Below are 20,228 nucleotides of genomic sequence, written 5' to 3'. Positions count from 1 at the left end.
CCATACGGTACCGTACGGTCATGGCACAACAGCGGGACAAGCAGCAGAAGAAGGCCCGGCTCAGCGCGCTGGACTGGGCGGACGCGGCACTCGCCGCCATCGCCGAAGGCGGCCTCGCCGCCGTCGCGGTGGAGCCGCTCGCCACGCGCCTCGGCACCACCAAGGGCAGCTTCTACTGGCACTTCGCCAACCGGGAGGCGCTGATCGAGGCCGCGCTCGCCCGCTGGGCCGACACCGCCACCGAGGCGGCCATCACCGAGATCGACAGCGAGCCCGGACCGGCCGCCCGTATCCGCCGCCTCTTCATCGAGGCCACCGTGTCGGCGATCGACGACCCGCTGGAGGTCTCCCTGCTGGCCACCGCCTCGCACCCGCAGGTCGCCGCCGCGCTGCGGCGCGTGACCGAGCGCCGGGTCGACTACGTGACCCGGCTCTTCGCCGATCTCGGCTTCCCGGAGCAGGAGGCGCGCCGCCGGGGCCTGCTCGCGTACAGCGTGTACCTGGGGCACAGCCAGCTCGGGCACGCCGCCCCCTCGGTGCTGCCCGAGGGGGACGAGCTGCGGCGGTACCTCGAAGCGGCCCTCGACGCGCTGACGCGTCCTTGATCCGGCCCGCCGGCGACCGGGTGGCGGGACACGCATGACGCCGGCGTCCGCGTCCGCTAGGGTGCGGAGCATGTTCGCGCAGACGACTCAGACCTGGTGGTGGACCGCTCATCCGGCGGCCCACTGACAATCGCGCGCAGACCACGACGCGAAGGCCGCCCGAGGGGCGGCCTTTGGTGTTTCCCAGGGGCTGTTCCTCTCCACCCGGATCGACCGGACCCCCGGAAGGAACACCAGTCATGCTCATCAGCACCCTCCTCGACGACACCCGCCCCTTCGCGCTGCTGCGCAGGCGCACGCCCGGCCACGACCACGACACCGTCGAGCTGCTGGTCGGCGACGTGCACGAGGCGGCGCGCCTCGCCGACATCCCGGCCGGCGGCGACGGCCTGCCGGTGCTCGCCATGGTCCCCTTCCGCCAGATCAGGGAGCGCGGGTTCGACGTGCGCGACGACGGGACGCCTCTGAGCGTCCTGGTCGCGCGGGAGGCGTACGCGCTGCCGCTCGACGAGACGCTCGCGCGGCTTCCGGCGCACGACGTGCGCGTCGAGGACGGCGCCTTCGACCTCGCGGACGAGGAGTACGCCGGGATCGTGCGGCGGGTCGTCGACGACGAGATCGGGCGCGGCGAGGGCGCCAACTTCGTCATCCGCCGCACCTTCGAGGGCCGCATCCCGGGCTTCTCCCGCGCCGACGCGCTGGCGCTCTTCCGGCGGCTGCTCACGGCGGAGCGGGGCGCGTACTGGACCTTCGTCGTGCACACCGGGGAGCGCACGCTGGTCGGCGCGAGCCCCGAGGTGCATGTGCGGATGAGCGGCGGGACGGTCGTGATGAACCCCATCAGCGGCACGTACCGCTACCCCGCGGACGGGCCGAGCGCCGAGGGCCTCCTGGACTTCCTCGACGACGGCAAGGAGCGCGCCGAGCTGTCGATGGTCGTCGACGAGGAGCTCAAGATGATGTGCACGGTGGGCGACATGGGCGGCGTCGTGGTCGGGCCGCGGCTCAAGGAGATGTCCCACCTGGCGCACACCGAGTACGAGTTGCGCGGCCGCTCCTCGCTCGACGTGCGCGAGGTGCTGAAGGAGACGATGTTCGCGGCGACCGTCACCGGCTCGCCGGTGCAGAACGCCTGCCGCGTCATCGAGCGGTACGAGCCCGGCGGCCGGGGCTACTACGCGGGCGCGCTGGCCCTCATCGGCCGCGACACCGGCGGCGCGCAGACCCTGGACTCGCCCATCCTCATCCGCAGCGCCGACATCGCGTCCGACGGCCGGCTGCGGGTGCCGGTCGGCGCGACGCTCGTGCGCGACTCGGACCCGAACAGCGAGGTCGCCGAGACGCACGCCAAGGCGGCGGGGGTGCTCGCGGCGCTGGGCGTGCGGCCCGGCAGGCCGGCCGGCGAGGCCGTACGGCCGAAGCTGGCGGACGACCCGCGCGTACGGGAGGCGCTGGACTCCCGGCGGGCGCACCTGGCGCCGTTCTGGCTGCGGATGCGGGAGCGGTCGGCGGCGCTGACCGGGCACGCGCTGGTGATCGACGCGGAGGACACGTTCACCGCGATGCTCGCGCACCTGCTGCGCTCGTCGGGGCTCGACGTGAGCGTGCGGCGGTACGACGAACCGGGCCTGCGGGCGGCCGCGCTCGCGCACGAGGGCCCCGTGGTGCTCGGCCCCGGGCCCGGCGACCCGCGCGACGCGGGCGACGCCAAGATGCGGTTCCTGCGCGCGCTCGCCGCCGACCTGGTGCGCGAGCACCGGTACGGGCTGCTCGGCGTCTGCCTCGGCCATGAGCTGCTGGCGGCCGAACTCGGGCTGGACACCGTGCGCAAGCGGGTGCCGTACCAGGGGGCCCAGACCCGTATCGACCTCTTCGGACGCCCGGAGACCGTCGGGTTCTACAACAGCTTCGTCGCCCGCTGCGGCGACGAGGAGGCGGCCGAGCTGGCCGCGCACGGCGTCGAGGTCAGCCGCGACCCGGGCACCGGCGAGGTGCACGCCCTGCGCGGGCCGGGCTTCGCGGGCGTGCAGTTCCACCCGGAGTCGGTCCTGACGCTGCGCGGCACGGCGATCGTCACCGGACTGCTGGGTCAGCTGGCACTGGACTGTGCTTCGGCCCCGGCGGGGACCAGCACGTTCGCGCCGCGGCGGCCCGCCGTGTAGTCGAGGACGTTGCCCACCGTCGCTTCGACGATCTGACGGACGGCGTCGACGGTGTAGTACGCCTGGTGCGAGGTGACCAGCACGTTCGGGAAGGTCATGAGGCGGGCCAGGGTGTCGTCGTCGACCACCTCCAGGGACTTGTCGAGGAAGAACAGCCCGGCCTCCGCCTCGTACACGTCCAGCCCCACGCCGGTGAAGCGGCCCTGCCGCAGTTCACGGACGAGAGCCGCGGTGTCGACGAGACCGCCGCGGCTGGAGTTCACCAGGATCGCGTCGTCCCGCATGGCCCGCAGTTCGTCGGCGCCGATGAGGTGGTGGGTGGCGGGCATCAGCGGCACGTGCAGGCTGACCAGGTCGGAGTCGGCGAGGAGCTGGTCCTTGTCGACGTACTTCATGCCGAGTTCGACGCAGGCGTGATTGGGCACGACGTCCCAGCCGAGCAGGTTCATGCCGAAGCCGTGGGCGATGCGGGTGAACGCCTCGCCGATCTTGCCGGTGCCGAGGACACCGGCCGTACGCCCCCGCATGTCGCGCCCGAGGAGGCCGTCGAGCCGGAAGTCGAAGTCGCGGGTGCGGCCCGCCGCGCGCACGACGCGGCGGTTGACGGCCATCGCGAGGGTCCAGGCGAACTCGGCGACGGAGTACGGCGAGTAGTACGAGACCCGGGCGACGGTCAGGCCCAGCTGCCCGGCGACGTCGAGGTCGATGTTGTTGAAGCCGGTGGAGCGCTGGGCGATCATCCGCGTCCCGCCGGCCGCCAGGGCGCGCAGGACGCGCGCGCCGAGGTCGGCGTTGACGCTGGTGCTGATGATCTCGTGTCCCGCGGCGATGGGAGCGGTGTCCTCGGTGAGGAAGACGTCGAGGCAGCGGATGTCGTGGTGACCGGCGAAGGCGCTCTCCAGGAGCGGCTTCTCGTCGGACTGCACGCCGAACGCCAGGATTTCCACGACTTCTCCCATGCGGTGGGGAATGCGGGGACATGAGCCGTACAGCGCGAATATACGGCCCGTGCCCCCGCCCCGCTCAGCCGAAGAAGACCCCGACCTCGGCGTAGAGGGCCGGGTCGACCGTCTTCAGCCGCGCGGTCGCCTCCGCCATCGGCACCCGCACGATGTCCGTCCCCCGCAGGGCGACCATCGTGCCGAAGTCGCCGTCGTGCACGGCCTCGATGGCGTGCAGGCCGAACCTCGTTGCCAGCCACCGGTCGAAGGCACTGGGCGTACCGCCGCGCTGGACATGCCCGAGGACGGTGGTGCGGGCCTCCTTCCCGGTCCGCTTCTCGATCTCCTTGGCCAGCCATTCGCCGACCCCGGAGAGCCGTACGTGCCCGAACGAGTCGAGGGTCCCGTCCTTGAGGACCATCTCGCCGTCCTGGGGCATCGCCCCCTCGGCGACGACGACGATGGGTGCGTACGACGCCTTGAAGCGGGAGGTGATCCAGCCGCAGACCCGCTCGACGTCGAAGCGCTGCTCGGGGATGAGGATGACGTTCGCGCCGCCCGCCAGGCCCGAGTGCAGGGCGATCCAGCCCGCGTGCCGGCCCATGACCTCGACGACGAGGACGCGCATGTGCGACTCGGCGGTGGTGTGGAGGCGGTCGATCGCCTCGGTCGCGATGCCGACGGCGGTGTTGAAACCGAAGGTGTAGTCGGTGGCGGACAGGTCGTTGTCGATGGTCTTGGGTACGCCGACGCATTTGACGCCGTACTCGTCGGACAGCCGGGCGGCCACACCCAGGGTGTCCTCGCCGCCTATCACGACGAGCGCGTCGACCTCGTGCTTCGCCAGGTTCTCCTTGACCCGGCGGATCCCGTCCTCCGCCTGGAGCGGGTTGGTGCGCGAGGAGCCGAGGATGGTGCCGCCACGCGGCAGGATGCCGCGCACCGACGGGATGCCGAGGCGTACGGTGTCGCCCTCCAGCGGCCCTCGCCACCCGTCCCGGAAGCCTGTGAAGTCGTAGCCGTACTCCTGGACGCCCTTGCGGACGACCGCGCGGATGACCGCGTTGAGCCCGGGGCAGTCGCCTCCCCCGGTCAGTACTCCGACCCGCATGTTGTTGTCCCTTCGCCACAGACAGCAGTGCCGTGGGGCGCCACGCTAGTGGTGACCCAGGTCACAGCGACATGGGGCGTCGGGTGCGCGGAGGGCGGACTAGGCGTCGTCGAGGCCGCGTTCGATCGCGTAGCGGACGAGCTCCACGCGGTTGTGCAGCTGGAGCTTGCCGAGGGTGTTCTGCACGTGGTTCTGCACGGTCCGGTGGGAGATCACCAGGCGCTCGGCGATCTGCTTGTACGACAGCCCCTTCGCGACCAGCCGCAGCACCTCGGTCTCGCGGTCGGTGAGCTGCGGCGCCTTCGGCTCGTTCGAGGAGGCGGCGGGCGCCGGGCCGGAGGCCAGCCGGCGGTACTCGCCGAGGACCAGGCCGGCCAGTCCCGGGGTGAAGACCGGGTCGCCGGCGGCCGTGCGCCGTACCGCGTCGATCAGCTCCTCGGGCCCCGCGGACTTCAGCAGATAGCCCGTCGCACCGGACTTCACCGCTTCCAGTACGTCGGCGTGCTCGCCGCTAGCGGACAGCACGAGGACCCGCAGAGCGGGGTCGGCGCCGACGAGCTCCTTGCAGACCTGGACGCCGGGCAGGCCGGGGAGGTTCAGGTCGAGGACGAGCACCTGGGGGCTCACCGCCAGGGCGCGGCGGACCGCCTGCGGCCCGTCGCCCGCCGTGGCCACCACGTCGAAGCCCGCCGCGGCGAGGTCGCGGGCCACCGCGTCCCGCCACATCGGGTGGTCGTCGACGACCATCACTCTGATCGTCTGCTGTGCGTCGCTCATCGCGCCTGTCCTGCCTTCCCCCGTGGAACCTTCAGTTCTACTTCCGTGCCCTGACCCGGAACCGAGATCAGCTCGGCGGTGCCGCCGATGTCCCGCAGCCGCCCGCGGATCGACAGGGCGACGCCGAGGCGCCCCTCCCCCTCGGCCTGGGCGAGCCTGCCCTCCGGGATGCCGGGCCCGTCGTCCCGTACCGTCACGATCACTTCCTCCGGCCAGTCCTCGACCAGGATCCAGGTCTGGGCGCCCTCGCCCGCGTGCCTGCGCACATTGTCCAGTGCCGCACTGACAGCCGCCGCGAGCTCCCTCGCCGCCGCCGGTGCCAGCAGGACCGGGGCGCCGGGCTCGGCGAAGCTGACCTTCGACCCGGCGTGCGGGGCGAGCAGGGAGCGCAGGTCGCACACGCGCGCGCCCGGCCCGCCGTCGTCGCCGTCGCCCTCGTCGTCCACCTCGACCGTACGGACGACCGCCCCCAGCGCCGCGTCCTCCGAGGCGCGCGTCGCGGGCACCAGGCCGCTGGAGACCAGGGTGCGCAGGGCGACCTCCTGCTCCCCCGCCATCCGGCCCAGCTCCGCCGCCTCGCCGCCGAGCGCGGTGCCGCGCCGCTGCACCATGGCCAGCACCTGGAGCACGCTGTCGTGGATGTCACGGGCCAGGCGCTCGCGCTCGCGGGTGGCGGCCTCGATCTCCAGGGCGCGGGCGAGGGTGCGCTCGGAGGCGCGGGCGACCTCGACGACGTAACCGATCGCGATGGAGGCGACCCACACCAGCAGCACGTTGTGGATGGTGTCGCGGCTCGGCTCGCCGCGCTCGACGATGTTGGCGGCGGCCACGAACGACGAGGCGAAGGCCGCCCAGCGCCAGCCGCCCTTGATGGCGAACGCGAGGACGGAACCGGCGGTCCATATCGAGGGCAGGGTGGGGCCGTCGATCTGCTGCGCCTGGAAGTCGGCGAGCGGGGTGAGCAGGATGCCGGTGAGGGCGACGGCGAGGTCGGCGACGAGGAACCGCTTGGTGCAGCTCGCCGCGTTCGCCACCTTGGGGAGCGTGGCGAGGGTCCACACCGACATCACCGCGAGGAAGGCGACGGCCACTTCCGGGCGCTCGAACTTCTCGCGGGTGAACACGAAGAGGAGCACCGCGTACACCATCGTCATGACGCGGTAGCCGGTCAGCGCGCGCCACAGCGGCTGCTCGACCGACATGCGCACGACCCGCTCGCGCTGAGCCCTGGCCATCATCCCCACCCCTGGACGGACGCTGTTACGCGCCGGACCGTTCCGCCTTGTCGGCCTTCTCCAGTGCGGCCTTCTCCGCCTTGGCGGCCTTCTCCGCGTCGGCGATCTGACGCTTCGCCGCCGTCGCGTAGATGTCGACGTACTCCTGGCCGGAGAGCTTCATGATCTCGTACATGACCTCGTCGGTCACCGAGCGCAGGATGAACCGGTCGCCGTCCATGCCGTGGTAGCGGCTGAAGTCCAGCGGCTTGCCGATCCTGATCCCCGGGCGCATCAGCTTGGGCACGACCTTGCCCGGCGGCTGGATCTTCTCGGTGTCGATCATGGCGACCGGGATCACCGGCGCGCCGGTGGCGAGCGCCACGCGCGCGAGGCCGCCCGGCTTGCCCCGGTAGAGGCGGCCGTCCGGCGAGCGGGTGCCCTCCGGGTAGATGCCGAAGAGACCGCCGCCCTTGATGACGTCGATTCCGGCCTTGATCGCCGCCTCGCCGGCGCCGCGTGCGCCCGAGCGGTCGACGGGGAGCTGGCCGACGCCCTTGAAGAAGGCGGCGGTGAGCCTGCCCTTCACCCCGGGCGAGGTGAAGTACTCCGCCTTCGCGATGAAGGTGACCTTCCGGTCGAGCACCGCGGGCAGGAAGAAGGAGTCCGAGAAGGACAGGTGGTTGCTCGCCAGGATCGCGGGACCCTCGGCGGGAATGTTCTCGAGGCCCTCCACCCAGGGCCTGAAGGCGACCTTCAGTGACCCTCCGATGGAGAACTTCATTGCGCCGTAGATCAACCGAGTGCCTTCCCTTGTCTGTCGAACAGACCATAACCCGTGCCGGGCCTGGCCCCATGCCGACAAGGACGCCCGACGGACCTGGTCGGTGTCGGTCCGGTCGCGTACGGTGAAGGACATCTTGCGACACCCTCTGCGCACTCCACGACCCACACTCATGAACAGGAGACCCCGGTGCCGGTCCTTCCTGGAGCCGAGCCGTTCCGCCACGAGGGCGGAGAGGTCGGCGTCCTCCTCTGTCACGGCTTCACCGGTTCCCCGCAGTCGCTGCGCCCCTGGGCGGACCACCTCGTCGAGCGCGGCCTGACTGTCTCCCTGCCGCTGCTGCCCGGGCACGGCACCCGCTGGGAGGACATGCAGCTCACGGGCTGGCAGGACTGGTACGCCGAGGTCGACCGCGAGCTGCGCGCCCTGCGGGAGCGGTGCGCGCAGGTGTTCGTCTTCGGGCTCTCGATGGGCGGGGCGCTGACGCTGCGCCTGGCCGCGAAGCACGGGGACGCGATCACCGGGATCGTCCTGGTCAACCCGGCGAACAAGGTGCACGGCCTGTCGGCGTACGCGCTGCCGGTCGCCCGCCATCTCGTCCGTACGACGAAGGGGCTGCGCAGCGACATCGCGAAGGCGGGCTCCGAGGAGGTCGGCTACGACCGGGTGCCGCTGCACGCGGCGCACTCCGTGCGGAACTTCTTCCGGCTCGTCGACGGTGAGCTGCCCCAGGTGACGCAGCCGATGCTGCTGCTGCACAGCCCGCAGGACCATGTGGTGCCGGCGGCCGACTCGGCCCGCATCCTCAGCCGGGTGTCGTCCACGGACGTCACCGAGATTCTGCTGGAACAGAGCTACCACGTCGCGACGTTGGACCATGACGCGGAGCGGATCTTCGACGAGAGTTGTGCGTTCATCGGCCGCCTCGCTCCTAGTGTCGGGAAGAAGGGGAGCACCACCGGTGGCTGAGCACGACGCGGAGCCCGCGGGCCGCGAGGAGGAGCGGGAGCCGGACCGGGCGGCGGCGGACGCGGCCGCCGCGGCGGCGGGGTCGCCCGCCGGCAAGCCCGTCGACGAGGACGCGGCGTGGGCCGCGATCGTCGCGGGGTACGGCGCGGAGCCGCCGGACCCGCCGGGCGCCAAGCCGTTCAAGTCGATCGAGGACCTGTACCTGCCGGACGACGAGCGCAACACCGCCGGCGGCGGCCGGCCCGGGAAGGCGCCGGAGAAGGACGCCGAGGCGGCCGGGCAGGACGAGCCGGACCCGGACGCGGACCCGGACCGGGACAGACCCCTCGGCAGCTCCGTCGTGTTCGCGCCCGGTGTCGCCGGTCCGCGCGACTACGCGTTGGACGAGCCGGGCGAGGAGGACCCGGACGAGAGCGACGACGGCGACGAGGGCCACTTCGTCCCGCCGGAGCCGCCCCCGCTGCCGCCCGCCGACACCACGGCGCGGTTCGCCTGGCTCGCGGTCGTCGGCGGCCCGGTGCTGCTGCTCGTCGCGGTGCTGCTGCAGTGGGACATGACGTGGTGGCTGACGACGCTCGGCATCGGCGGCTTCTTGGGCGGTTTCGCCACCCTGGTGGGGCGCATGGCGCACGGCGACGACGAGGACGACGACCCGGGCCGCGGCGCGGTCGTCTAGGCCCCGCCCTCGCGCCTCGCCACGACGGCCCCGCCGCCCGGGCGGGCCCGCCCCGACGGGGCCGGGGCCCGGGGCGCGGGGCCCGGCCGGTCACGACGCGGGGACGCGCAGCGCCGCCAGTACCGGCAGGTGGTCGGTGGCCGCGCGCAGGTCCGCGTCCGGGAGACCCAACGGGACGCCGCAGCCCAGGACTTCGACGCCCGGCGTGGCGAAGAGGGCGTCGATGCGCTGGTGCGGGCGGTCCGGGGTCGAGGTGTACTCGCCGCCCCACGGCTTCACCGCCCAGCAGTCCTGGAGCTCCCCCGCCAGCCGCCGGAACGTCCGGCCGTCCGGCCGCTCGTTGAGGTCGCCGCCGGCCACCGCGTGCGGTACGTCCATCTCCTTCAGGCGCTCCAGGAGCATCCCGCCCTGCGCGAGGCGCTCCTCGCGCTGGAGGCTGAGGTGACAGCTCAGTACGCCGAGCCGCGCGCCGCCGATCCGCACCACCGCCGTCGCGAACCCCCGCTGGTGCAGCCCCGGCGTACGCGGCAGCAGCACGTCCTGCGTACGCTCCACCGTCACCCGCAGCGAGCACAGCAGCATCGGGCCCGAAGCGGTCGCCCCGCCGCCGAGGGTGACCAGGCCGCTGCGGGCGGCGAGCCACGCCGCGTGCTTGCGCCAGCGGAAGAAGCGGGGCGCCTCCTGCACGAGGACGAGGTCGGGCTCGCAGGCGCCGATGACCCGGGCGAGCGCCTCGCGGTCGTCGCGCATCGAGCGGATGTTGTAGCCGAGGACGCGGATCACCGCCGAACCGTCAGGCTCGGTACGGGACTCGGGCAGCGTGCTCGTCGTACTCGTCGCCATGCGATCACGATACGGAAAGGCCCGCCGCACCCCAAGGGGGCACGGCGGGCGCGTCCGCGCGCACGTGAGCCGGTTCGTCAGCCCTGGCGGGCCAGGTCGGCCGCGCCGACCAGGCCGGCCTCGCCGCCGAGCTGGGCGGCGAGCACCTGGGCGTGGGGGCGGTACTGGCCGCCGACCAGCCACCGGCGGAACGACTTGCGGATCGGCCCGAGGACCAGCTCGCCCTCGTCCGAGACGCCGCCGCCGACGATGAACGCGGAGGGGTCGAACAGCGAGGCCAGGTCGGCCAGGCCCGCGCCGGCCCAGCGGGCCAGCTCGCGGAAGGAGTCGACGGCGACCGGGCAGCCCTGGCGGGCGGCGTCGCTGATGTGCTTGCCCTGGATGCCCTCGGGGGTCCCGTCGCCCAGACCCAGCAGGATCACGGCGTTCTCCGGGGTGGCGTTGGCGCGCTGCTTCGCGTAGCGGACGAGGGCCCGCCCGGACGCGTACTGCTCCCAGCAGCCCTGGCTTCCGCAGCCGCACAGCAGCCCGTCCGGGACGACCCGGATGTGGCCGAACTCGGCGGCCACGCCGAAGCGTCCGCGGCGCAGCTTGTTGCCGATGATGATGCCGCCGCCGAGGCCGGTGCCGAGGGTGATGCAGATGACGTCCTCGTGGCCCTTGCCCGCTCCGAACCTGTACTCGCCCCAGGCGGCGGCGTTCGCGTCGTTCTCCACGACGACCGGCAGTCCGACGCGCTGCTCGACCTTGTCCTTCAGCGGCTCGTGCCGCCAGTGGATGTTGGGCGCGAACAGGACGGTGGCGCGCTTGTCGTCGACGTACCCGGCGGCGCCGATGCCGACCGCCTCGATCTGATGGCCCTTGCCGGCCTCGGAGACGGCCGCACAGATCGCGTCGACGATGCCTTCGGCGGTCGGCGGCGTCGGCACCTTGTGCGTGTCGAGAATGGTGCCCTCTTCGTCGACCACGCCTGCCGCGATCTTCGTGCCGCCGATGTCGACGCCGATGGTGAGTCCCATGTGTCCCTCAGTATTCGGTCGAGCCCCGCTAGGGGCAACCGTACCCGAGGAGCAGCTCAGTCCAGGTCGATGTGCGTGCTCGGCGAAGGGCCTTCGGGGCCCTCGTCACCGTCGTCGGCGCCCTCGGCGCGGTCCGCCGGCCGAGCCGGACCGCGGGTCCAGCGGCCCTCCTGGCCCTGGACGGCCGAGCGGTAGGCGGCCAGCAGCTCGTTGCCGGCCGCTGCCAGGTGGTCGAAGACCTGCGGATTGCGCTCGATGACCGGCTCCACGGCGGACTTGGCCTGGTTGATGAGCTGGCCGACCGCGCCCTGCGCGGCCATGCCGGGCAGCACCGACTGCAACGAGGCGACCTTGTCGGCCACGGCGTCGACCAGCTTGCGCAGCTCCTCGGCGGCCGACCCCGGCTGCGCCCCGCCGCTCTCGGCGCGACGGCGGGCCTTCTCGGCGGCGAGGTCCTCCGCGCACGCCTTCGCCCACGCGTCGGCTTCGGGGGCCTCGGCGGGCCCGGGGGAGAAGGGGGCCCCTCCCGTGCTTTCCGAGCTATGCGGACGCTCGGTGGCATCGCTCATGGCGGACTCCTGCGGCAGGGCGGCGGTTCGTACGGTGCGTACGCCTCGTACCACCGACGTTACCCGAACGGCGGCGGCCCGTTCACGTCGTCTTCGGCCACAGCCCCGGGTCCGGCGTGAAGCGCACCTTCAGTACGCCGCCGGTCAGGCCGGCGCCCGAGACGTCGCAGCGGCGCAGCGCCGACGGCAGGGGCAGGATCCGGCGGAACGGGCCCGCGTCGAGCACGAGTTCGTCGCCGCGGCGGACCAGGCCGAGCTCCTCCTTCACGGCTCCCGGCAGCGGCAGGTGCCAGACGAGGAAGCCGTCCTCGGCGATCCTGTCCTCCACGTGCCGGGGGTCCGCCCGGTCCGCGCGGACCGGCCCGACCGCCAGCGCGCCGTCCGCGCCCAGTGCGTCGAGGTCGGCCGGGCCCCGCGGGTCGCCGCCGAGATGGCGGACCTCGCGGACCGGCGTCGCCGGGCGCCCCGCGCCGTACTCCTCGGTCCACTCGGTCAGGCACTTGTGCTGCTGGGCGGCGAGCGTCGCGAGCCAGGTGTCCGGGGAGTCCCGGGGCAGGATCCGGTTCGCCGTCACCGATTCGACGTCCAGGCCGAACAGGGCCAGTCCGGTACGGGCGGTGCGCAGCGCTTCGGCCGCGGCGGGTCCCGGCTCGGCGACCAGCCGTACGCTCGTGCCCGGGTCCGCGAGCAGCGCCTCGACGGCGGCCAGTTCGCCGTCCCGGCGCGCGGCCGTCTCGTACAGCCACTGGGCGGGCATCGGCACGCCGGCGAGCTGGGCGAGCATGGGCCGCAGCGCGCGGGCCGCCTGGCGCTCGGGCGGAAGCAGCCGTCGCAGGTAGCGGCGCAGCTGCTCGGGGAGCGCGAGGGCGGCGAGCGCGGCGTGCAGCGGCGGCAGGTCGACGACCACGAGGTCGTACGCCCCGGCCGTGCCGCGCGCCTCGCCGCACGCCCGCAGGGCGCGGAGCAGGGCGAACTGCTCGCTGCCCGGCAGCTCGGTCAGTTCCTCGGCGGCGAGACGGTTCGCGCCCAGCAGGTCCAGCGCGGAGCCCGCGCTCTCCTGGAGGGCGAGGAGCTCCACGCGGAAGTGGGCGCCGGAGTCGGTCCTCGCCGCCCACAGGCCCGGCGCGGCCTCGCCCGGCTCGGCGCCGGTGGTGGTGCCCAGGGCCGCCCCCAGGGAGTCCGCCGGGTCGGTGGACAGGACCAGCACCCGCCGGCCGGTGCGCGCCGCGGCCAGGGCGGTCGCCGCGGCGACGGTGGTGCGGCCCGCGCCGCCGGGGCCGGTGACGAGGACCGTACGCATCAGGGCATCAGACCTTCGGGGTGCTCTCGACGCGCTTCTTGAGACCGGCCAGGGCCCGGTCGATGATGACCTTCTCGGCCTTGCGCTTGATCATGCCGAGCATCGGGATCTTGACGTCGACGGTCAGCCGGTAGGTGACCTCGGTACGGTCGCCGCCGCCGGCCGGGGCCAGGCTGTACGAGCCGTCGAGGGAGCGCAGCATCTGCGACTTGACCAGCGTCCAGCTGACCTGGTTGTCGCCGGTCCAGGTGTACGCGAGCGTGTGGTCGTCCTTGATCGCGCCGGCGTCCAGCAGCAGCCGCACCTGCTCCGCGCGGCCCTTGGCGTCGGTGGCCAGGACCTCGGCCTCCTTCACCTCGCCGGTCCACTCGGGGTAGCGGGCGAAGTCGGCGATCACGGCCATCACGTCGGCCGGCGCCGCCTCGATCGTGATGCTCGAGCTGGTGTGTTCGGCCATCGCTGTGGCTCCTCCAGTGCGGTTCCGGTCAGGGGGCACGTACTCACGCGGTGTGCTCGGGGGGCACGTACCGCGTGAAGGCTACCGCGACCGGTCCGGCCGCAATTCACCGCTCCGGGCTCACCACTCCATGGCCCAGGGGCGGCCGGAGGCCGCGAAGTGACCGACGTTGACGCACTCCGTGGCGCCGACGCGCATGCGCTGGACCTGCGGCTGGTGCACGTGGCCGAAGAGGGCGTAGCGGGGGCGGGTCCTGCGGATCGCCGCGAGCAGTGCCCGGCTGCCGCGCTCGAACCGGCGGGCGACGGTGTCGTACACCAGCTCGGGGACCTCGGGCGGGATGTGCGAGCACAGCACGTCCACCTCGCCGAGCGCCTCGACCTTGGCGGCGTACTCCTCGTCGTCGATCTCGTAGGGCGTGCGCATCGGCGTCCTGAGCCCGCCGCCGACGAAGCCGAAGACGCGGCCGCCGATCTCGACGCGCTCGCCGTCCAGGACGGTGGTGCCGGGTCCGGCGTACTCCGGCCACAGTTTCGGCAGGTCGACGTTGCCGTACGTGGCGTACGTCGGCACGGGGAACGCGGCGAAGAGCTCGGCGTACTGCTTGCGCACCGCCTTCTCGATGGCCGCGAAGCGGTCGACGTCGGCCCACAGCCCGCGGGCGAGCTCCCGGGCCTCCTCGAAGCGGCGGGCGGTGCGCAGCTCGACGATCAGGTCCGCGTTCTCCCGGCCGAAGAGGTCGGGGAAGATGCCGCGGGAGTGATCGGCGTAGTCGAGGAAGAGCACCAGGTCACCGAGGCACACGAGCGCGTCGGCGCCGTCTCCCGCCCTGGCCAGATCCCTGGCGTTCCCGTGTACGTCGCTGACCACATGCACTCGCATGACGATCACCCTAGGACGCCCGCCCCTCGCCTGGGTAGAGGGGGCCGGACCTGCGGTTACTACCGGGTTTCCGCGTAGTTGGACTAGTCTGCCCGGAGCACCGCCACGGCGTGTGACGCAGCGAACATCTGGCCGGAACCCCCTATCGGGAACCGTCTACTGATGGGTAACGTCCGGGCAGTCCAACCGTGCTCACCCCACTGAGCACCTGCCCGGTCTTGGACCGGAACCGACGCGCACATTGACGTGGCGCCGGCGCCCGATGAGGAGCAGCAGTCTTGCGCGAGTTCAGCCTTCCGGCCCTGTACGAGGTCCCCTCGGACGGCAACCTGACCGATCTCATCCGCCGCAACGCCACGCAGCATCCCGACGTGGCGGTCATGAGCCGCAAGGTCGGGGGCGCGTGGACCGATGTCAGCGCCACCGAGTTCCTCGCCGAGGTCCGCGCCGCCGCGAAGGGCCTGATCGCCGCGGGCGTCCAGCCCGGCGACCGCGTCGCCCTCATGTCCCGCACCCGCTACGAGTGGGTGCAGATGGACTTCGCGATCTGGACCGCGGGCGCGGTGACCGTGCCGGTGTACGAGACCAGCTCAGCCGAGCAGGTGCAGTGGATCCTGGGCGACTCCGGCGCGGTCGCCGTGATCGTCGAGAGCGACGGGCACACCGCCGCCGTCGAGTCCGTACGCGACCGGCTGCCCGCACTCAAGCACGTCTGGCAGATCGACCGGGACGGCGTGGAGCAGCTGCGCGCCTCGGGAGCCGGCGTCGACGACGAGACGGTCGACGAGCGCAGCACCAGCGCCAAGGCCGACGACCCGGCGACGATCGTCTACACCTCCGGCACCACCGGCCGCCCCAAGGGCTGTGTGCTGAGCCACCGCAGCTTCTTCGCGGAGTGCGGCAACGCGGTGGAGCGCCTGAAGCCGCTGTTCCGTACGGGCGAGTGCTCGGTGCTGCTGTTCCTGCCGGCCGCGCACGTCTTCGGCCGGCTGGTCGAGGTGGCGTCGGTCATGGCGCCGATCAAGCTGGGCTGCGTACCGGACATCAAGAACCTCACCGACGAGCTGGCCTCCTTCCGGCCGACGCTGATCCTCGGTGTGCCGCGCGTCTTCGAGAAGGTCTACAACTCGGCGCGCGCCAAGGCGCAGGCGGACGGCAAGGGCAAGATCTTCGACAAGGCCGCGGACACCGCGATCGCGTACAGCCGGGCGATCGGCACGCCGCAGGGCCCCTCCCTCGGCCTGAAGCTCAAGCACAAGCTGTTCGACAAGCTGGTCTACAGCAAGCTGCGCGCGGTGCTCGGCGGCCGCGGCGAGTACGCGATCTCCGGCGGCGCCCCCCTCGGCGAGCGCCTGGGCCACTTCTTCCGGGGCATCGGCTTCACGGTCCTGGAGGGCTACGGCCTGACCGAGTCGTGCGCCGCGACCGCCTTCAACCCGTGGGACCGGCAGAAGATCGGCACGGTCGGCCAGCCGCTGCCCGGTTCGGTCGTGCGGATCGCCGACGACGGCGAGGTGCTGCTGCACGGCGAGCACCTGTTCTCGGGGTACTGGAACAACGAGGCGGCCACCGCGGAAGCGCTGACCGACGGCTGGTTCCACACCGGTGACATCGGCACCCTCGACGAGGACGGCTACCTCGCCATCACCGGCCGCAAGAAGGAGATCATCGTCACGGCCGGCGGCAAGAACGTCGCCCCCGCCGTGATCGAGGACCGCATCCGCGCGCACGCGCTGGTCGCCGAGTGCATGGTGGTGGGCGACGGGCGTCCGTTCGTCGGCGCGCTGGTCACCCTCGACGAGGAGTTCCTGGGCCGCTGGGCCGCCGAGAACGGCAAGCCGGCCGGCTCGACCGCGGCGTCGCTGCGCGACGACGCCGAGCTGCTGGCGGTCGTCCAGCAGGCGGTGAACGACGGCAACGCGGCGGTGTCGAAGGCGGAGTCGGTGCGCAAGTTCCGTGTGCTGCCGACGCAGTTCACCGAGGAGGCCGGTCACATCACGCCCTCGCTGAAGCTCAAGCGCAACGTCGTGGCGAAGGACTTCGCGGACGACATCGAGGCCCTCTACCGAGGCTGAGCCTGCCTGTACGCGCCGGCGGCCCCCCGGAAGCATCCGGGGGGCCGCCGCGCGTTCCCCTGCGCGGGGGGGCGTCAGAGCAGCGTCTTGAGCTTCTCCGCCAGCAGGTCCCAGCGCCACTTCTCCTCGACCCACTGCCGGCCCCGCTCCCCCATCCGGCGCCGTAGCTCCGGGTCCTGGAGCAGCGTCACGATCCGGTCGGCCGACTCGTCGGCGGCGACCGCGGCGGGGGCGCCGCGCACCACCCAGCCGCTCTCCCCGTCGAGTACGGCGTCGGGCGCTCCGCCCGAGTCGCCCGCCACGACCGGCAGTCCGGTCGCCGACGCCTCCAGGTAGACGATGCCGAGCCCCTCGACGTCGAGGCCGCCCCGGCGCGTCCGGCACGGCATCGCGAAGACGTCACCCGCGCCGAAGTGCGCCGGAAGCTCGGCCCAGGGCACGGGTCCGGTGAAGCGCACGGAGTCCGCGACACCCGTGTCGGCGGCCAGCTTCCTCAGCTCCCCGGCGTACGGTCCGCCGCCGACGACCAGCAGCACCGCGTCCGGCACCGCGCGCAGGACGCGGGGCATGGCCAGGATCAGCGTGTCCTGGCCCTTGCGGGGCACGAGGCGCGAGACGCACACCACCACCGGCCGGTCCGCGAGCCCGAGCCGCTCGCGCACGGCGTCGCCGCCGGAGCCGGGGTGGAAGGTCTTCTCGTCGACGCCGGGCGGCAGTTGGACCATCCTCGCGGCGGCCCGGGGGGTGAGCGCGGCCGCGATGCGCGAGCGGGTGTACTCACCGAGGTAGGTGATCGTGTCCGTGCCCTCGCCGATCCTGCGCAGCAGCTGCCGGGAGGCGGGGAGCTGGGCCCAGCCCGCCTCGTGGCCGTGCGTGGTGGCGACGATCCGCCGCGCTCCCGCGGCGCGCAGTGCGGGAGCCATCAGCCCGAGGGGAGCGGCCGCCCCGAACCACACGGACGCGCAGCCGTGTTCGCGCAGCAGCGCGGTGGCCCGGCGGGTGACGCGCGGCGTCGGCAGCAGCATCGTCGTCCGGTCGCGTACGACGGTGAACGGCTGCTCGGCGTCGAAGGCGGCGGTGGCCTCGGCGCCCTCGCCGCCGCGCTTCCAGGTGGAGGCGTAGACGACGACCCGCTCGGGGTCCAGGCGCAGCGCCATGTTGTGCAGGAACGCCTGGATGCCGCCGGGGCGGGGCGGGAAGTCATTGGTCACGATCAAGGTCTTGTCCATCGCCGCCGACAGTACCCAACGGCCCAGCTCCTTGGCTCGCGCGGCCGGGCCCTGCATCATGTCTCCCTCAGCCATGCAGGAAACGGACGAGGGTGGTCATGACGGTCGCAGGCCGTACAAACCTCATCGCGGTGTGGGTGCTCACCCGGGCCGTGCTGCTGCTGTGCGTGTTCAAGGTGCTCGCCGTGCCCGGCCCCGACGTCACCAGCGACGTCTCGGTGATCTACCAGGGCTGGTACGAGATCCTGCGCACCGGCACCTTCCCCCTCGACGACATCACCTGGCAGTACCCGCCCGCCGCCGCACTCGCGGTCCTCTCCCCCGCCCTGCTCCCCTTTCTCGGGTACGCGACGGCCTTCTTCGTCCTGGCCTGCCTCGCCGACGCCGTGGTCACGGGCCTGCTGCTGTACGCCGGACAGCGCCCCGGCAAGCGGCTCGCGGGGGCGTGGGTGTGGGTGGCGGGAGTTCCGCTGCTGGGGCCGACGGCCTACGCCCGCTACGACGTGATGGTCACCGCCGTCGCGGTGGCGGCCCTGCTGGCGGGGGCGCGCCGCCCCCGGGTCCTGGGGGCGCTCGCGGCCTTCGGGGCGCTCCTGAAGGTGTGGCCGGTGCTGCTGCTCGCCGGCACCGCACGCGGGCGCGCCACCCGCGCCGCGTGGACGGCGGCGGGCGTGGCCGGGGGCGCTCTCGTGGTGGCCTTCTGCGCCACGATGCCGGGGGCGCTCGCGTTCCTCACCTTCCAGCGCGACCGGGGCACCGAGGTCGAGTCGCTCGGCGCTCTCGTCTTCCACGCGGCCCGGCACTTCGGGTGGCGGGGCGAGGTGCTGCTGAACTACGGCTCGGTCGAGTTCGTCGGCCCGTACGTGCCGCTGGTCAGCACGGCGGCGATGGGCCTGACGGCCGTCGCCTTCGGGTGGCTGCTGGTGTGGCGGGTGCGGGCGGGCGGCTTCCGGGCGTCGACGCCGTGCGACGCGGCGTTCGCGGCGGTCCTGCTGTTCACCACGACGAGCCGGGTGATCAGTCCGCAGTACCTGGTGTGGCTGGTCGGTCTGGCGGCGGCCTGCCTGGTCTTCCGGGGCAGCCGGATGGGGCGGCCGGCGCTGCTGGTGCTGGCGGCGACCGGGGTCACGTTCCTGGAGTTCCCGGTGTGGTTCTCGCACGTGGTGACGAGCGACGGCCTGGGCGTGCTGCTGCTCGTCGCGCGCAACGGGCTGCTGGTGGCGGCGACCCTGCTCGCCTGCCGCCGACTGTGGCAGGACACGGTGCCCGCCGCCGGCTCCCGCGACCCCAACGCGCTGCCGGCGCAGCGGGCCGCGGCGGCGAGGCAACTGGCGTCGTAGGCGGGCGCCCGCCGCCGGGCGTCACGACAGCTCTGTCAGCGCGTACCGGCGCCACCGCTCCTCGAATTCGTGCGGGGTCGTGTCCAGCACCTCCCGCATCGCCTTCTCCACCGCGCCCCGGCGCTTCCCGTGCCCGCCCACGGCGCGGTAGAAGGCCGTGAGCTTCGCCTCGCCCCACTCCCGCGCGATCAGCGCGCAGGCGAGCCACCCGCCCTCGTACGCCCGCGCCAGCGCCTCCGTGTCGCCGCCGAAGCCGAAGTCCCGGTCGGCCGGGAGGGCCGCGGGCAGGTCGCCCGCCCGTACCGCCCGCCGGAGGGCCGGGGCCGTCTGCCCCGCCGTGCGTCCCCCGCCCCGGTACGCCGCCCAGTCCGCGAAGCCCTCCGAGAGCCACAGCGGGGTGGCGGCCGAGGTGTGGGCGCGGGTGGCGACGTGCGTGGACTCGTGGGTGAGGACGATCCGCTGCCCGAACGCGCCGAGCACGCCGTACGCCTCGGGGTTGACGATCACCCGGTCCGCCGACCGCGCGCCGGGCCCACCGGCCTCCCCCGTCGTCACGGCCGCGATCCCCCGGTACCCGGCTGCCGGTGCCCCCAGGAGCGCGCCCATGCCGTCGAGCGAGGCCGGCACCAGGATCACCAGCCGGCGCGACCAGCGGCCGGGCCAGGCACGGTCGACCGCCGGCACCGCCTCGTCGGCGGCGTCCGCCATGGCGCGCAGACGCTTCACGTCCTGGCCCGCGCCGAGGACCAGGCTCCGCGCGCCGCGTACGACCGTGACCCTGCCCTGCTCCCACAGCTGCTGCCCGCCGTGCCGCTCCGGGCGCTCGGCGGCGACGTACCAGCGCCCGTCCCGGCGCGTCAGATCGAGCCGCTCGGCCACCTTCACGGGCGCCTCGTCGAAGCCGGCGAACCGGTAGCGCAGCTCGACGCGCGCGGTGGCCCGCCCGGTGTCCGTGCGGTCGAGGCCGGTCAGCCGGTACTCCCACGAGCGCAGCGGCACGTGCGCGAGGTTCGCGAACTCCGCGCGTTCCGTCGCCCTCAGCCGGGCCGCGCCCGGGTCGAGGTCCGCCAGGTACGCCGCCTCGTCACGGGAGACGACGGCCTGCGCCCTGCGGTCGAGCGTCCGCTGGATGTCCCGCGCCGCGATGTCCGCGGGCCGCCCGGGCGTCGTGCACGCCGAGGCGCAGGCGGACAGCACGAGGAGCGGTACGAGGACGGGCCGAGCCCACCGCCGCCACCGCGTCCCGCTCCGCCGGCCTGCCACCCGGCCGATCGT

General features: G+C 73.3%; 20 protein-coding genes. 7 read left to right on the top strand and 13 right to left on the bottom strand.

Translation table 11 applies throughout. From position 1 onward, the window contains the following. The first annotated feature begins 20 nt into the window (after positions 1-20). From E2E34_RS01490 to E2E34_RS01480, 3 genes are all read left to right on the top strand, one after another. The gene (locus tag E2E34_RS01490) at positions 21-605 is read left to right on the top strand and encodes a TetR/AcrR family transcriptional regulator (protein WP_138900071.1); all 585 of its coding nucleotides are present in this window, start codon (positions 21-23) and stop codon (positions 603-605) included. A gap of 34 nt (positions 606-639) precedes the next feature. Beyond that, positions 640-732 carry a trp operon leader peptide gene (locus E2E34_RS37195; RefSeq protein ID WP_138894376.1) on the top strand — a complete coding sequence of 31 codons (93 nt, stop codon included), beginning with the start codon at positions 640-642 and terminating at the stop codon, positions 730-732. Between the two features lie 112 nt (positions 733-844). Next, complete coding sequence (locus E2E34_RS01480) at positions 845-2,767, top strand: anthranilate synthase family protein (protein WP_138900070.1); 1,923 nt, start codon at positions 845-847, stop codon at positions 2,765-2,767. Here E2E34_RS01480 and E2E34_RS01475 read toward each other — a convergent pair. The 5 genes from E2E34_RS01475 to E2E34_RS01455 form a co-directional block, all read right to left on the bottom strand. Beyond that, positions 2,695-3,714: a 2-hydroxyacid dehydrogenase gene (locus E2E34_RS01475; RefSeq protein WP_138900090.1), complete on the bottom strand. Its 1,020-nt coding sequence runs from the start codon at positions 3,712-3,714 to the stop codon at positions 2,695-2,697. The genes E2E34_RS01480 and E2E34_RS01475 overlap by 73 nt on opposite strands. Positions 3,715-3,790: 76 nt before the next feature. Beyond that, positions 3,791-4,819, bottom strand: a complete 1,029-nt coding sequence (locus E2E34_RS01470; RefSeq protein WP_138900069.1) for a 6-phosphofructokinase — start codon at positions 4,817-4,819, stop codon at positions 3,791-3,793. A 99-nt stretch (positions 4,820-4,918) separates the two neighbouring features. Continuing rightward, positions 4,919-5,596: a response regulator gene (locus E2E34_RS01465; protein WP_138900068.1), complete on the bottom strand. Its 678-nt coding sequence runs from the start codon at positions 5,594-5,596 to the stop codon at positions 4,919-4,921. Continuing rightward, positions 5,593-6,834 carry a MacS family sensor histidine kinase gene (gene macS / locus E2E34_RS01460; protein WP_425573324.1) on the bottom strand — a complete coding sequence of 414 codons (1,242 nt, stop codon included), beginning with the start codon at positions 6,832-6,834 and terminating at the stop codon, positions 5,593-5,595. The genes E2E34_RS01465 and macS overlap by 4 nt, the downstream gene beginning before the upstream one ends. Before the next feature lie 22 nt (positions 6,835-6,856). Then, positions 6,857-7,609: a lysophospholipid acyltransferase family protein gene (locus E2E34_RS01455; RefSeq protein ID WP_208765112.1), complete on the bottom strand. Its 753-nt coding sequence runs from the start codon at positions 7,607-7,609 to the stop codon at positions 6,857-6,859. A 174-nt stretch (positions 7,610-7,783) separates the two neighbouring features. Here E2E34_RS01455 and E2E34_RS01450 point away from each other — a divergent pair, with 174 nt between their 5' ends. Continuing rightward, positions 7,784-8,563, top strand: coding sequence for an alpha/beta hydrolase (locus E2E34_RS01450; protein ID WP_138894371.1), 780 nt, complete (start codon positions 7,784-7,786; stop codon positions 8,561-8,563). Beyond that, complete coding sequence (locus E2E34_RS01445) at positions 8,556-9,239, top strand: hypothetical protein (RefSeq protein ID WP_138900065.1); 684 nt, start codon at positions 8,556-8,558, stop codon at positions 9,237-9,239. The genes E2E34_RS01450 and E2E34_RS01445 overlap by 8 nt, the downstream gene beginning before the upstream one ends. Before the next feature lie 90 nt (positions 9,240-9,329). Here E2E34_RS01445 and E2E34_RS01440 read toward each other — a convergent pair whose 3' ends face one another. From E2E34_RS01440 to E2E34_RS01415, 6 genes are all read right to left on the bottom strand, one after another. Then, the gene (locus E2E34_RS01440) at positions 9,330-10,082 is read right to left on the bottom strand and encodes an endonuclease/exonuclease/phosphatase family protein (RefSeq protein WP_138900064.1); all 753 of its coding nucleotides are present in this window, start codon (positions 10,080-10,082) and stop codon (positions 9,330-9,332) included. A gap of 77 nt (positions 10,083-10,159) precedes the next feature. Continuing rightward, positions 10,160-11,101: an ROK family glucokinase gene (locus tag E2E34_RS01435; RefSeq protein WP_138900063.1), complete on the bottom strand. Its 942-nt coding sequence runs from the start codon at positions 11,099-11,101 to the stop codon at positions 10,160-10,162. Between the two features lie 56 nt (positions 11,102-11,157). Continuing rightward, complete coding sequence (locus E2E34_RS01430; RefSeq protein ID WP_138900062.1) at positions 11,158-11,670, bottom strand: DUF5304 domain-containing protein; 513 nt, start codon at positions 11,668-11,670, stop codon at positions 11,158-11,160. Between the two features lie 82 nt (positions 11,671-11,752). After that, positions 11,753-12,970: an ArsA family ATPase gene (locus E2E34_RS01425; protein WP_138900061.1), complete on the bottom strand. Its 1,218-nt coding sequence runs from the start codon at positions 12,968-12,970 to the stop codon at positions 11,753-11,755. 7 nt (positions 12,971-12,977) lie between these two features. Beyond that, entirely contained in the window at positions 12,978-13,427 is a 450-nt protein-coding gene (locus E2E34_RS01420; protein ID WP_138900060.1) for an SRPBCC family protein, read from the bottom strand. Between the two features lie 120 nt (positions 13,428-13,547). Then, positions 13,548-14,297 (bottom strand): metallophosphoesterase family protein, encoded by a 750-nt coding sequence (locus E2E34_RS01415; protein WP_138900089.1) that lies wholly within the window; start codon positions 14,295-14,297, stop codon positions 13,548-13,550. Between the two features lie 290 nt (positions 14,298-14,587). On the opposite strand from E2E34_RS01415, the gene E2E34_RS01410 reads away from it, so the two are divergent. Beyond that, positions 14,588-16,384, top strand: coding sequence for an AMP-dependent synthetase/ligase (locus E2E34_RS01410; protein WP_138900059.1), 1,797 nt, complete (start codon positions 14,588-14,590; stop codon positions 16,382-16,384). Positions 16,385-16,458: 74 nt separating this feature from the next. Here E2E34_RS01410 and E2E34_RS01405 read toward each other — a convergent pair whose 3' ends face one another. Beyond that, entirely contained in the window at positions 16,459-17,613 is a 1,155-nt protein-coding gene (locus E2E34_RS01405) for a glycosyltransferase family 4 protein (RefSeq protein ID WP_138900088.1), read from the bottom strand. Between the two features lie 98 nt (positions 17,614-17,711). On the opposite strand from E2E34_RS01405, the gene E2E34_RS01400 reads away from it, so the two are divergent. Further along, a complete protein-coding gene (locus tag E2E34_RS01400) occupies positions 17,712-18,953 on the top strand; it encodes a glycosyltransferase 87 family protein (RefSeq protein WP_138900058.1) in 1,242 nt (413 codons plus the stop codon). 21 nt (positions 18,954-18,974) lie between these two features. On the opposite strand, the gene E2E34_RS01395 is transcribed toward E2E34_RS01400, so the two are convergent. Beyond that, the gene (locus E2E34_RS01395; protein ID WP_138900057.1) at positions 18,975-20,216 is read right to left on the bottom strand and encodes a hypothetical protein; all 1,242 of its coding nucleotides are present in this window, start codon (positions 20,214-20,216) and stop codon (positions 18,975-18,977) included. Positions 20,217-20,228 lie beyond the last annotated feature (12 nt).

The organism is Streptomyces albidochromogenes, from assembly GCF_005981925.1.
Classification (GTDB): Bacteria; Actinomycetota; Actinomycetes; order Streptomycetales; family Streptomycetaceae; genus Streptomyces; species Streptomyces albidochromogenes.
This window is presented reverse-complemented; position numbering and strand designations above follow the sequence as displayed.

Coding starts and splice junctions, on each gene's coding strand:
- E2E34_RS01490 (WP_138900071.1), top strand. CDS start 21: ATGGCACAACAGCGGGACAAGCAGCAGAAGAAGGCCCGGCTCAGCGCG.
- E2E34_RS37195 (WP_138894376.1), top strand. CDS start 640: ATGACGCCGGCGTCCGCGTCCGCTAGGGTGCGGAGCATGTTCGCGCAG.
- E2E34_RS01480 (WP_138900070.1), top strand. CDS start 845: ATGCTCATCAGCACCCTCCTCGACGACACCCGCCCCTTCGCGCTGCTG.
- E2E34_RS01470 (WP_138900069.1), bottom strand. CDS start 4,819: ATGCGGGTCGGAGTACTGACCGGGGGAGGCGACTGCCCCGGGCTCAAC.
- E2E34_RS01465 (WP_138900068.1), bottom strand. CDS start 5,596: ATGAGCGACGCACAGCAGACGATCAGAGTGATGGTCGTCGACGACCAC.
- macS (WP_425573324.1), bottom strand. CDS start 6,834: ATGATGGCCAGGGCTCAGCGCGAGCGGGTCGTGCGCATGTCGGTCGAG.
- E2E34_RS01440 (WP_138900064.1), bottom strand. CDS start 10,082: ATGGCGACGAGTACGACGAGCACGCTGCCCGAGTCCCGTACCGAGCCT.
- E2E34_RS01435 (WP_138900063.1), bottom strand. CDS start 11,101: ATGGGACTCACCATCGGCGTCGACATCGGCGGCACGAAGATCGCGGCA.
- E2E34_RS01430 (WP_138900062.1), bottom strand. CDS start 11,670: ATGAGCGATGCCACCGAGCGTCCGCATAGCTCGGAAAGCACGGGAGGG.
- E2E34_RS01425 (WP_138900061.1), bottom strand. CDS start 12,970: ATGCGTACGGTCCTCGTCACCGGCCCCGGCGGCGCGGGCCGCACCACC.
- E2E34_RS01420 (WP_138900060.1), bottom strand. CDS start 13,427: ATGGCCGAACACACCAGCTCGAGCATCACGATCGAGGCGGCGCCGGCC.
- E2E34_RS01405 (WP_138900088.1), bottom strand. CDS start 17,613: ATGGACAAGACCTTGATCGTGACCAATGACTTCCCGCCCCGCCCCGGC.
- E2E34_RS01400 (WP_138900058.1), top strand. CDS start 17,712: ATGACGGTCGCAGGCCGTACAAACCTCATCGCGGTGTGGGTGCTCACC.